Raw genomic sequence first — 12,720 nt, 5'->3', positions numbered from 1 at the left:
GGATTTTACAAAACATCACAATTAAATTTATTTTCTTTAAGAAAAGCGATTGTTTTCGGTAACACATATTCAAGATTTTTGAAAGCTTTAAGACTATCGTGGAAAACGATTATACTTCCGGGTTTTATATTTGGTAACACATTATCCAAACATTGTTCTTTAGATAGAGTTGTGTCAAAATCAGCGCTAAGTACATCCCACATAATTATTTTGTAGCCCAACTTTCGTATTGCTTTTGATTGAGCGGTTTTTAACTTGCCGTAAGGCGGTCGAAAGATTTTAGAATTTGAATTGTAATCTGTAGTATTCTCTTTAATATCTTCGTAGGCTTTAATGTTTTCAAGGTAAGCATTAGTAGACGTTTCCCATCCGTTTAAATGATTAAAAGTATGGTTTCCAACAGAGTGACCTTCTCTAATTATCCTTTTGAATATTTCAGGGTTTTTTTCGATATTGGTTCCAATGCAAAAAAAAGTAGCTTTTACATTGTGGTTTCTTAATTCATCTAAAACCCATTCTGTGATTTCTGGTATAGGACCATCGTCAAAAGTAAGATAGACCGTTTTTCCTGTATTGGAAACATCCCAAATGTAATTTGAGAATATTTTTTTGATAATCCAATTCGTCTTTATCCAGTAAAATTTCATTTTTTAGTTTTAAAATAAAAAAGACAGCGATATTTTTAAACATCGCTATCTTTTCTAATTGTATGTAAAATTACTCTTTATCGCGTCCAAAACGTTCAAACATTTTGATGTACGTATTGAATGTTATTTTATGTTTGTTATAAAAGTCTATATCTCCATTTTCTTTCATTACTGTCAAAAGACTTCTGTAACGCTCAATATCTGTGATGATAGGGATGGCAATACTAGTTTGCTCAGAAGATTTTAGATTGCCATAATAGTTGAGGTTTTCTCTGTATTTCTGTACTAATTTGTTTAGCAATTGTTGTGCTTTTACTTTTTCATCGATTTTGTAATATCCACCTGCAAAAGGTTCTACTAAAGAATAATAGTCAAAATATTCCAACGGCATTTTAGTCATTGCCAGATCGATAATGTTTTTTGCTTTGTCTTTTTTGCCTTCAACAATTAATTGATTCATTAATCTGGAAAGATTAGTTCTGTACGTAATGCTATTTCTACGAGTTTCTGGGTCGTGATAAATCTTTGGACTTTCACCATTGCCCCAATCCCATTTCATCACTTTAGCATACATATTATCTGTGTCTATTTGTCCCATGTCAAGAGGACTTGCATCTTTTGATAAAGCGGTTTTTATTGGCACAAGTTTGTAAACCATTCCTTCTAGTTGTAAGTATTCTTTCATCCAGATATAATCTTCACTGTCAAATGCGCCACCACTAAAATAGATTGGTCTTTTCCAGTTGTTATTAGCAACAATGTCCAGCATCATCAATCTGTTTTTGTACAATGCATTTCCTTTGATGTTTAAATCAATGTAAGGCACAATAGAATCATTATATTTAGGATTAACTACTTTGTTTTGTATAATTGCATTTTTGTCAACAGGAATTCTGATTTTGTTTGTAGGGTAAAAATGGATTGTTTGTCCATTTTGCATGTCAACCGTTGATTTTGGATTTTTGATAAAATTTATAAAGTCTTTTATATCCCAACGACTTTCAACTTTTGGGATATGAGCAACGTAATCCAGTTTGTCTCCCACATATTGATCATGCGTAAATGAAATAGGCATTGGCTCTGACTCGTAAGCCTTGGCTTTCATTTGGTCAATATACCAATCGGTCATAAATAGACTTGTATTAACTATTCGTACATCTGTTCTCACTTTTTCGATTTCTTGCGCGTACCAAAGCGGGAACGTGTCATTGTCTCCAATTGTGAATAAAATAGCGTTTGGATCACATGATTCTAGGTATGCTTTTGCCATTGAAACAGCAGTGTATTTTCCGGAACGATCGTGATCATCCCAGTTTTGAGCTGCCATAAGAACTGGTGCTGCCAGCAAACTTGCTGCAATAATTATTGGACCAGCAATTTTTGGGGCTACATATTTTTGGATACTTTCATACAATGCATAAACTCCAAAACCAATCCAAATGGCAAATACATAAAACGATCCTACCAAGGCATAATCTCTTTCACGCGGTTCGAAAGGTCTTTCGTTTAAGTAAATTTTTAAGGCTATTCCGGTAAAAAGGAATAAGGCGAGTAATACATAGAAACTTTTTAAGTCTTTATTGGCGTGATACATTAAACCGATTAAACCGAGAATAAATGGCAGAAAGAAATACACATTTCGACCTTTATTATTCAACACATCCGACGGTAGATTCTCTTGACTTCCCAGATGTAATTCGTCTATAAATGTTATTCCGCTAAGCCAGTTCCCGTCGAGATAGTCATATCGTCCTTGATTGTCACTTTGACGACCAACGAAATTCCACATTAAATACCTCCAATACATATAGCCAAATTGGTATTCAATCATAAACCCAAGGTTGTCAGCGGTTGTTGGTTTTTCAACAATTAAATAATCACCATAACTTTTTAAGAACGTAACATAACCTTCGTTGTCAATTTGTTTTTGAGCATAAGCTTGTCGGAATTCAGTAACTATTTTTTCGGTTTCATTTTTTAGTTGAGCAATCGCTTTGTTATAATCTTCTTCACTCAACTGGCTCGGGTCTATTCCGTATTTAGCTAAATCATCCTCGTATGGATAATCCGGATTTAGTCTGAATTGAGGAGGATTAGTGAAATTCATGTAGTTCTCGATGTGATCACCGCTCCACATTCTTGGCAAAATCGTTTTGTGCCTGTCATCTGAATTTTGTTCCCCATTTTTGAAATTATTTGTAATAATGTATTTCCCTGTTTTATAATCCCTTTCGTAATTAGGAGCTTTGTCTAGATAAGGATTTTCTGGGTCTAAACCTGCGAAGGCCTCTGTATATTGAGGACCATAAAACAATGGATTTACGCCATATTGTTCTCTATTATAGTACGCGAGAACTTCTGCAGCATCCGAAGGCTTATTTTCGTTGATTACAGTATTTGCATTAGCTCGTATTGGTAACATGGTCCAAGTAGAAAAACCAATTAAGATAAAAAGCACACATAGAATTAGTGTGTTGTAAGATGCTAAACCTTGTTTACTAGTATATTTTAAACTCACATAAAACAATACAGCGAGAAGCACAGTTACAAATATAGTCCCTGAGTCAAATGGTAATCCTAAACTATTTACCATGAAAACTTCGGTTTTACCAAAGAATCCCATAGTCATAGGGAGTAGTAATTTGAAAATAAATAATAAAATAGCAATAACAACAATATTTGCTATAATGAAGCTTTTGAGGGTAACAACTTTATAGTTTTTGAAAAAGTAAAGAAAACCAATAGCTGGAATTGTTAATAATGCCATAAAATGGACTCCAAAAGAAAGTCCCACAACAAGAGATATAATTAAGAGCCATCTGTTTCCTCTTGGTTTGTTCATATCTTGTTCCCAGCGTAAACCTAGCCAAAACAATAGAGCAATAAATAAGGAAGCCATAGCATAAACTTCAGCTTCAACTGCATTGTACCAAAAACTATCAGAGAAAGTATACGCCAAAGCACCTACAAGTGAACTTCCTAATATTACAATTTCATTATTTCTGTTTAATTCGGAAAATCGAGATACTAGTTTTTTCAGTAGCATTGATGAAGACCAGAATAAAAATAAAATGGTAAACGCACTTGAAAACACAGACATCATATTGACCATTAAGGCAATTTTAGTATTATCCGCAGCAAACATAGCGAAGAAAGCACCAATCATTTGGTATAAAGGCGCTCCTGGAGGATGGCCTACTTCAAGTTTTGCAGCAGTGGCAATGTATTCACCACAATCCCAAAAACTCATGGTGGGCTCAACAGTTAAAGTGTATGTTAATAATGCTATTCCAAACGTTAGCCAACCAATAATGGTATTCCATTTATTGAAATTGAAAGCTGCTTTATCCATGTACTAAAATTTAATTTAAATTTGAGTTACAAAGAAAATGTTTTTTTGTTTAACCTTGATAGCATTAACAATATTTTCTGGAAAAGTATTGCATTTTAATAACACATTGATTGTAAGGGTTTTTTATAATTTTTTGAAGTTGTTTTAATTTTTTTGCATTTTTTTTTTCATAAAAAGGCAAAATAAATTTGTACAAACTAAAATTTATTTTAAATTTGCACTCGCTTAGCAGCAATGCTGGTCTATGGTGTAATGGTAACACAACTGTTTTTGGTGCAGTCTTTCAAGGTTCGAGTCCTTGTAGACCAACGTAAAACCTCTCATTTATTGAGAGGTTTTTTTATGCAATCAATTCAACAATTATTTTTTTGTAGTTCCTTTTGTGGGTTGGCTTGTGTTAATTTAATTTTTTTAGATTAACTAAATCTTGAAAGTTATAACTGGTTTTGAAGTGTGGTTTACTAAGTCTTCACTAATGCTTCTGCTGAAAAAATGTGCAAATCCTGTTCTTCCATGAGTACAAAGACCTATTAAATCTGCATCAATACTATTGGTAAAATTGATAATTCCATTTTCTATATTAATGTCATTGTAAATATGTGTCGAGTAGTTTTCGATATCAAAAGAGGTGATGAATTTTTTTATTTTTTTCTCAGTTAATTTAGTTGTCTTAAAGCTATTGGGTGTACATATTGTTACAAGGTGTAAATTTGAACTAAATATTTTTGCAAATTCTATCATTTTTTCGAATGGCTTTTTAGCTTCTTTTGAAAAGTCAGAAGCAAATACAAAATTTTCGAATTTGAAGTCATCAACATTTTTTTTTATTACTAATACGGGGATTTCTGATAACCGAACAACTTTTTCGGTATTGGACCCAATGAGCAATTCTTCGATTCCTGAGGTTCCGTGAGAACCCATTACAATTAAGTCTATTTCATTTTTTCTGTTAAATGATAAAATACCGTTAAAAGCTCTTTCGAATTGTACGGATGCAGCTACTGAAATTCCGTTTAAATAAGGTTGCTCTTTGATTTTTTGTAGTTTTTCATTTGCTTTTTTTATAAACAACATTACTTCGGGAATACTGCTTCCGCCAGTTACTGCGTCATTCATTTGGCTAGGTAATTCTAATAAATGTAGTAAAAAAATTTCGCAATTATTTTTTTGGGCGATTAATGCAGCTGCTTTTAAAGCATTTTCTGCATATTCAGAAAAATCAGTAGGAACTAAAATTCGTTTCATAACTATTAAGTATTAAATTATGATAAAATCTGTTATTTTAATGCTATAATAAAGATAAGAAATTATTTTACAGCAATCGATTATTTTAGTTTATAAAAAAAACACTATATTTGCACCGTTATTTATTAAAATCTAGATAATGAGGGGACTAAATGTCCCCTCTTTTTATAAAAATATGACATTTAAAGAAAAAGTAAATTCGTTAATGGCACAATGCCTTTTAGAAAAGCCATCAATTTTTTTGATAGACCTTATTATCACTGATGCTTTCAAGGTTATTGTGACTCTAGACGGAGATAATGGAGTGGCACTTCAAGACTGTATCGACGTAAGTCGTTTTATAGATAATGAGCTAGATCGCGAGGAGCAAGATTACTCTTTAGAAGTGGCTTCAGTAGGGGTAGGGTCGCCATTGAAATTAATAAGACAATACAAGAAAAATATAGGACGCACGTTAATCGTGAAGACTGGGGCAGAAATAATTGAAGCGGAATTAGTGGAAGCTAATGATGATTTTGTAATTTTGTCATGGAAAGCAAGAGAGCCTAAAAAAATAGGTAAAGGAAAGGAAACAGTTCAAAAAGAACTACAACTTCCTTACGGAGACATTAAAGAAGCAATTGTTACAGTAACATTTTAATTAAAGAATTCGCATGGAAAATTTAGCATTAATCGATTCATTCTCAGAGTTTAAAGATGACAAACTCATTGATCGTGTAACGCTTATGGCAATTTTGGAAGATGTATTTAGAAATGCATTGAAGAAAAAATACGGTTCAGATGATAATTTTGATATCATCATAAATCCTGATAAAGGAGATATGGAGATATGGCAGAGAAGAGTAATCGTTGCTGATGAAGACTTGGATTTTGACCATCTTGAGATTACTTTAACAGAAGCTAGAAAAATTGAGCCTGATTTCGAAATTGGTGAAGAAGTTTCCGAAGAAGTGAAATTAATTGATTTGGGACGTAGAGCAATTTTAGCTTTGCGTCAGAATTTGATTTCTAAAATTCATGAACATGACAATACGAATCTTTACAAGCAATTTAAAGATTTAATAGGTGATATCTATACCGCTGAAGTACACCATGTGCGCCCAAGAGTTGTGATTTTAGTAGATGATGAAGGAAATGAAATCATTTTGCCTAAAGAAAAACAAATACCTTCTGACTTTTTCCGCAAAGGAGATAATGTCAGAGGAATTATAGAAAGCGTTGAATTAAAAGGAAATAAACCTCAAATTATAATGTCTAGAACTTCTGAGAAGTTTTTAGAAAAATTATTTGAACAAGAAATTCCAGAAGTTTTTGACGGTTTAATTATGGTTAAAAAAGTGGTAAGAATACCAGGCGAAAAAGCAAAAGTAGCCGTAGACTCTTATGACGACAGAATTGATCCTGTAGGAGCTTGTGTGGGTATGAAAGGGTCTCGTATTCACGGAATTGTTCGTGAGTTAGGAAACGAAAATATCGATGTTATCAATTATACAAGTAACATACAATTGTTTATTACAAGAGCATTAAGTCCTGCCAAAGTTTCTTCTATCAAGATTAATGAAGAGACTAAAAGAGCAGAAGTTTTCTTGAAACTTGAAGAAGTTTCTAAAGCTATTGGTCGTGGTGGGCACAACATTAAATTAGCGGGTTTATTAACTGGTTATGAGCTAGATGTAATTCGTGAAGGGGATGTTGCAGGTGCTACAGCTGATGAGGATGATGTTGAATTGACGGAGTTTTCAGATGAAATTGAAGACTGGGTTATTGAAGAATTTGCAAAAATTGGTTTGGATACAGCAAAAAGTATCTTGAAACAAGATGTTGAAGATTTAGTAAGAAGAACAGACCTAGAAGAGGAAACGATTCTAGATGTAATGAGAATATTAAAAGAAGAATTTGACAGTTAGTCAAAATTCTTCAACTATAAACATGCCACTTTACAGTAAATTCTTGCTCGGTAGGTATCGAGTTGGGAGTAAAGTGAGGAATAACAAAAAAGGTAATAATAAAAAGGTTTTATGTCTGAAGAGAGAATTATTAGAATAAACAAAGTTTTAAGGGAGTTGAATATTTCTTTAGAAAGAGCTGTGGATTATCTAAAAGATAAGGGGATTGCTATTGAAGCAAATCCAAACGCAAAAATTTCTGATGATGTATACAGTGTCTTGTGCGGTCAGTTTGCAGGTGACAAAGGGAATAAAGAAGCTTCAAAAGAAGTTGGCGAAGAGAAAAGAAAAGAAAAAGAAGCTTTACGTTTAGAAAGAGAGAAAGAAATCGAAGACAAACGTAAGTTGGAAGAAGAACGCCAAAAGCAACAAGAAGTTATAAAAGCGAGAACGGTTATAACAGGACCTGTTCAAGTAGGTAAGATTGATCTGAATACTAAAAAACCTTCAATAATTGCGTCAGTTAAAGCTGTTGAAAAAGTGGAAACTCCAGTTGGAAAAGTACCTGAATCTAAAACTGTTCAAAAAGAAGTTTCTGCAGAAAAACCATCACTAAAAAAACCTTTGGAAGAAAAAGTTGTTTCAGACAAAAAAGATGTGAAACCTGTTATTGGAATTAAAGAGGTAAAAACAGAAGCTGTAAAAGAAGTTTCTGCGGAATCAAATGTAGCTTCTAAAACCGAAGCGGTTAAAGTTGATGAAGTGCCTGTTGATGAAACCATCACTACGCAATATCAGAAACTATCGGGAACTACTTTAACTGGTCAAATAATTGATTTATCTCAATTCAATAAACCGAAAAAGAAAAAAGAAGAACCAAAAATCACTCCGAATAAACCGGGTGCTCCAGGTTCAGCTGCAGCAAATGCAAATAAAAATAAGCGTAAAAGGATTGCCCCTAAGCCGGGTACTCCTAGACCGCCAGCAACCCCAGGAGTTCCTGGCGCGCCAAATCCTAATAAAATCACACCTAATACAGGTGGTGGCGGATTTAATGCTAACAGAAGTTCAAGACCTGGTTTCGTAAAAGGAAACAGACCTGCAATTGTTGCAAAAGTGGAGCCTACTGAAGAAGAAGTAAAAAATCAAATTAGAGAAACTTTAGAAAAACTACAAGGTAAAGGTGGAAAATCTAAAGCAGCTAAGTACAGAAGAGATAAAAGAGATACACACCGTCAGAAATCTGATGATGAGCAAAGAGCTATTGATGAAGGAAGTAAAACTATTAAAGTTACTGAGTTTGTTACTGTAGGTGAAATTGCTATTATGATGGATGTGCCAATTACTAAAGTTATTGGTACGTGTATGTCACTTGGAATCATGGTTACCATGAACCAACGTCTTGATGCAGAAACGTTGACTATCGTTGCGGATGAATTTGGTTATGAAGTTGAATTTATCACTGTTGATATCGAAGAAGCAATTCAGATTGTAGAGGACAGAGAAGAGGATTTAGTTTTCAGAGCGCCAATTGTAACCGTAATGGGTCACGTCGATCACGGTAAAACATCGTTACTAGATTACATTCGTAAAGAAAACGTAATTGCAGGTGAGTCTGGAGGAATTACACAGCATATTGGTGCCTACGGAGTAACTTTGGATAACGGACAAAAAATTGCATTCTTAGATACACCAGGTCACGAAGCTTTTACTGCGATGCGTGCGCGTGGTGCTCAAGTTACAGATATTGCTATCATCGTGATTGCTGCTGATGATGACATCATGCCACAAACTAAAGAAGCAATTAGCCATGCTCAAGCGGCTGGAGTTCCTATCATATTTGCTATTAATAAAATTGATAAGCCAAATGCTAATCCTGAAAAAGTAAAAGAAAGATTAGCAGGTATGAATTTACTTGTTGAAGACTGGGGAGGGAAAATTCAATCACATGATATTTCTGCGAAAGTAGGAACTGGTGTGAAAGAATTACTTGAAAAAGTATTGCTTGAAGCAGAACTTTTAGATTTAAAATCAAATCCAAATAAAGCGGCTTCTGGAACTGTTGTTGAAGCTTTCCTTGACAAAGGAAAAGGATATGTTTCTACGATATTAGTTCAAAACGGAACGCTGAAAATTGGAGATTATATGTTGGCTGGTAAGCATCATGGTAAAATTAAAGCCATGCATGATGAAAGAGGGAACATTGTAACTGTTGCGGGTCCTTCGACTCCGGTATCAGTTCTTGGTCTTGATGGAGCAGCGACAGCAGGTGATAAATTCAATATTTTCGAAGACGAAAAAGAAGCGAAACAAATTGCTTCAAAACGTTCTCAATTGATGCGTGAGCAATCTGTACGTACACAACGTCATATTACATTAGATGAAATTGGACGAAGAATAGCATTAGGTCAATTTAAAGAGTTAAACATTATCCTAAAAGGAGATGTGGATGGTTCTGTTGAAGCATTGTCTGATTCGTTCTCTAAATTATCAACTGAAGAAATACAAATTAATATCATTCATAAAGGTGTTGGAGCAATTACTGAAACTGACGTAATGTTGGCTTCTGCTTCAGACGCAATTATCATCGGATTTAATGTTCGTCCTGCTGGAAATGCAAGACAACTAGCTGACAAAGAGGAAATCGATATCCGTTACTACTCTATTATCTATGCAGCTATCGATGACTTGAAAGATGCAATGGAAGGAATGTTAGCTCCGGAAATGAAAGAAGAAATTCTGGGTACAGCTGAAATTAGAGAGATATTCAAAATCTCTAAAGTAGGTTCAATTGCTGGATGTATGGTAATGGACGGTAAAATTGCCAGAAGTGCTAAAATGAGAATTATCAGAGAAGGTGTAGTTGTCTTTACAGGAGAGTTGTTAGCGTTGAAACGTTTCAAAGATGATGTAAAAGAAGTTGCCAAAGGTTATGATTGTGGTATTCAAGTAAAAGGATTTAACGACATCGAAGAAAGAGATGTTATTGAATCGTACCATGAAGTAGCAATCAAAAAGAAATTGAAATAGAGTTTCTATATCATAAAACTAAATCCCGATTCGTCGGGATTTTTTTGTTTATCATAATTTTATTTATTTGTAACAAGTCAGTTTTTTTATGTTCCAACAGTTAGATAAATGGAATAGTAAGAATGCTGTTTATTGTGCTTTTCGTAAATGCTGTCGAGTTATTAGTGCTATAAGATTGCTTTTTTTATTCTTAAATATAGTAGAGTTATGGCCCTTTGAAGTTCATAATATATAAGATTTCATATGTCATTTTATAGTTATTATTCCATTTTGAATTTTAGAGTTTAAATATTCAAGGTTTATTACTAATTGATTTTTTAAAATTTATTTATTTCTTTTTTTGAATAACTTCAAATGTGAACTGAAGTAACATTGTAAGTTGATTTATAAGATAATCTATTTAGTAAAGGAGGTTCGGTAGTTTATGTTTGTTTGAAAGTGGTTTTTTTTTAATAATGTTTCTTTAAAACCATTTCTACACATTCGAGTTTAAATGTGTAATCATACTTAACTTTTCTTTCCATAAAAAATGCCCCAAAAAGTGTCTAACTTTTTGAGGCATATTTATTATGAATGGCTTTCTTGTTAAGAACATATTATATTGCTTTATAAAAAACAGTTATTTTTATTTATTTGGTTTTATTAAATGCACATTGCCATAACTTTTTCTGATTTCGATTAGATTACGTTCTGCTTCAATTCTTGTTTTGAAATTACCCACCCAAACTTTGTAGTTGGGAGTAAAAAATACAATCGTACCATCTAAGTAATTGAATTCTTGTCTGAATTGATATAAAGTGTTTTTTGCCTTTTCGCTTTCACCACTAAAAATTTGAATTTTATAACGGTCATTTACAGTGTTTGATTGATTGGTTTTACGTTTTTCTGTAAGCAATTGCTCAAATTTCGAATCTTGTTTTAGCGTAATATTTTGTTGTTGCGCACTTGTTTTTGAATGAAAAAAGGCTATTAAAATAAGAGTGGAAAGTGTCGTCTTCAGGCTTAAAATTCTCATAATTAGGGTGTTTTTATGCAAAATTAATATTTAGTGTGTAATACCAAATCAAAAATGTTATTTAGAATAAATATAAATTGAAATTAAGGTTATTTTAGGGTTTTGAGAATAGTTCTTATGTCGTATTTTTGTCAAATATTTTAAACAAAGGAACAGTTATCCTAACTTGTTAGAAAAGACTGTGCCAATTTTAGTAGATAATCATTATACTATATGAAAAAGGTGGGTAACCATAATTCGATCACAAGAAAATTATTTTTAGGCTTAGCCCTATCGTTAATTTTCTCTTTAACTTCATTTGGTCAAGAAGCTGCTCCTGCAGTAACTGATGCGGCTGCGGCTCCTGCTGCAACAACTGGTGGAGATGCTGTAAAAGGTAAAGAATTGTTTAATGCAAATTGTGCGGCATGTCACAAATTAGATGCTAAAGCTACAGGGCCTGCGCTAAGAGGTGTAGCTGGTAAGTATGATATGCCATGGCTGTACAAATGGATTAAAAATAGTTCTGATTTGATTAAGTCTGGAGATGCACAGGCTGTGAAGATTTTTGAAGAAAATAACAAGGCGGTAATGTCTGCTTTTCCTCAACTGTCAAATGCGGATATAGATAATATCATTGCGTATACATCTGAACCTAAAGCTGAGGCTCCAGTAGTGGCTGGTGTTCCTGTACCTGGAGCTGCTGCGTCAGATAGTGGTGTATCGAATAATATTATATTAGGTGCTTTAGCATTTGTTATGGTAATATTGGTTGTGATGTTGTTTTTGGTAAACCAAGTTTTATCAAAAGTAGCTAAAGCAAATGGTATCGTAGTTACGCCAAAAACGCCAACAACTTCTATTTGGAAGGCTTTTGCTAGAAACCAGTTTTTAATATTGGTAAGCGCTATATTTCTGCTCTTAGCAAGTGCTTATTTTGTATATGGATTTTTTATGCAGATAGGCGTTGATCAGGATTATGCACCTATTCAACCAATACATTATTCACACAGAATTCACGCTGGTGATAATGAAATCAACTGTAAATATTGTCACTCTGCTGCTAGAGTAAGTAAAAATGGTGGAATTCCTTCGTTGAATGTTTGTATGAATTGTCATAAAAACATCGCTGAAGTTGCTGAAACTACCGCTACTCCAGAATACAGTAAAGCATTTTATGATGAGCAAATCCAAAAATTATACACCGCTGTAGGTTGGGATAAAACAACTCAAAGTTACACTGGAAAAACACAGCCTGTTAAATGGGTTCGTATTCATAATTTGCCTGACTTCGTTTATTTCAATCACTCTCAGCACGTAACTGTTGCAGGGATTGAATGTCAAACATGTCACGGTCCGGTTCAAGAGTACGAAATTCAAAAACAATTTGCTCCTTTAACTATGGGTTGGTGTATTGATTGTCATAGAAAAACGGATGTTAAAATGGAAGGCAATGAGTATTATACCAAAATTCACGAAGAACTTTCTAAGAAATATGGTGTAGACAAATTGACTGCTGCACAAATGGGAGGTTTAGAGTGTGGTAAATGCCACTATTAATCAAAT

Annotated in this window: 8 protein-coding genes and 1 tRNA gene; 5 read left to right on the top strand and 4 right to left on the bottom strand. The window is 33.5% G+C overall.

What is annotated here, in order from left to right:
• Positions 1–5: 5 nt before the first annotated feature.
• Both DFR66_RS10925 and DFR66_RS10920 read right to left on the bottom strand, forming a co-directional pair.
• A complete protein-coding gene (locus DFR66_RS10925; protein ID WP_114754878.1) occupies positions 6–647 on the bottom strand; it encodes a polysaccharide deacetylase family protein in 642 nt (213 codons plus the stop codon).
• Between the two features lie 70 nt (positions 648–717).
• Positions 718–3,999 carry a glycosyltransferase family 117 protein gene (locus DFR66_RS10920; RefSeq protein ID WP_114754877.1) on the bottom strand — a complete coding sequence of 1,094 codons (3,282 nt, stop codon included), beginning with the start codon at positions 3,997–3,999 and terminating at the stop codon, positions 718–720.
• A 238-nt stretch (positions 4,000–4,237) separates the two neighbouring features.
• On the opposite strand from DFR66_RS10920, the gene DFR66_RS10915 reads away from it, so the two are divergent.
• Positions 4,238–4,308: transfer RNA gene (locus tag DFR66_RS10915), tRNA-Gln, on the top strand.
• Positions 4,309–4,419: 111 nt separating this feature from the next.
• Here DFR66_RS10915 and DFR66_RS10910 read toward each other — a convergent pair.
• The gene (locus DFR66_RS10910; RefSeq protein ID WP_114754876.1) at positions 4,420–5,244 is read right to left on the bottom strand and encodes a universal stress protein; all 825 of its coding nucleotides are present in this window, start codon (positions 5,242–5,244) and stop codon (positions 4,420–4,422) included.
• 175 nt (positions 5,245–5,419) lie between these two features.
• On the opposite strand from DFR66_RS10910, the gene rimP reads away from it, so the two are divergent.
• From rimP to infB, 3 genes are all read left to right on the top strand, one after another.
• Positions 5,420–5,884 carry a ribosome assembly cofactor RimP gene (gene rimP, locus DFR66_RS10905; protein WP_114754909.1) on the top strand — a complete coding sequence of 155 codons (465 nt, stop codon included), beginning with the start codon at positions 5,420–5,422 and terminating at the stop codon, positions 5,882–5,884.
• Between the two features lie 13 nt (positions 5,885–5,897).
• Positions 5,898–7,151: a transcription termination factor NusA gene (gene nusA / locus DFR66_RS10900; protein WP_039108733.1), complete on the top strand. Its 1,254-nt coding sequence runs from the start codon at positions 5,898–5,900 to the stop codon at positions 7,149–7,151.
• A 111-nt stretch (positions 7,152–7,262) separates the two neighbouring features.
• Positions 7,263–10,160 carry a translation initiation factor IF-2 gene (infB, locus tag DFR66_RS10895; RefSeq protein ID WP_114754875.1) on the top strand — a complete coding sequence of 966 codons (2,898 nt, stop codon included), beginning with the start codon at positions 7,263–7,265 and terminating at the stop codon, positions 10,158–10,160.
• Between the two features lie 625 nt (positions 10,161–10,785).
• Here infB and DFR66_RS10890 read toward each other — a convergent pair.
• Complete coding sequence (locus tag DFR66_RS10890; RefSeq protein WP_114754874.1) at positions 10,786–11,175, bottom strand: SPOR domain-containing protein; 390 nt, start codon at positions 11,173–11,175, stop codon at positions 10,786–10,788.
• 213 nt (positions 11,176–11,388) lie between these two features.
• Here DFR66_RS10890 and DFR66_RS10885 point away from each other — a divergent pair, with 213 nt between their 5' ends.
• Positions 11,389–12,714: a c-type cytochrome gene (locus DFR66_RS10885; RefSeq protein WP_114754873.1), complete on the top strand. Its 1,326-nt coding sequence runs from the start codon at positions 11,389–11,391 to the stop codon at positions 12,712–12,714.
• The last annotated feature ends 6 nt before the right edge of the window (positions 12,715–12,720 follow it).

The organism is Flavobacterium glaciei (genome assembly GCF_003350545.1).
Lineage (GTDB): Bacteria > Bacteroidota > Bacteroidia > Flavobacteriales > Flavobacteriaceae > Flavobacterium > Flavobacterium glaciei.
This window is presented reverse-complemented; position numbering and strand designations above follow the sequence as displayed.

Excerpts from the sequence above, each read along its gene's own strand:
- DFR66_RS10925 (WP_114754878.1), bottom strand. The coding sequence starts at position 647 with ATGAAATTTTACTGGATAAAGACGAATTGGATTATCAAAAAAATATTC.
- DFR66_RS10920 (WP_114754877.1), bottom strand. The coding sequence starts at position 3,999 with ATGGATAAAGCAGCTTTCAATTTCAATAAATGGAATACCATTATTGGT.
- DFR66_RS10910 (WP_114754876.1), bottom strand. The coding sequence starts at position 5,244 with ATGAAACGAATTTTAGTTCCTACTGATTTTTCTGAATATGCAGAAAAT.
- rimP (WP_114754909.1), top strand. The coding sequence starts at position 5,420 with ATGACATTTAAAGAAAAAGTAAATTCGTTAATGGCACAATGCCTTTTA.
- nusA (WP_039108733.1), top strand. The coding sequence starts at position 5,898 with ATGGAAAATTTAGCATTAATCGATTCATTCTCAGAGTTTAAAGATGAC.
- infB (WP_114754875.1), top strand. The coding sequence starts at position 7,263 with ATGTCTGAAGAGAGAATTATTAGAATAAACAAAGTTTTAAGGGAGTTG.
- DFR66_RS10890 (WP_114754874.1), bottom strand. The coding sequence starts at position 11,175 with ATGAGAATTTTAAGCCTGAAGACGACACTTTCCACTCTTATTTTAATA.
- DFR66_RS10885 (WP_114754873.1), top strand. The coding sequence starts at position 11,389 with ATGAAAAAGGTGGGTAACCATAATTCGATCACAAGAAAATTATTTTTA.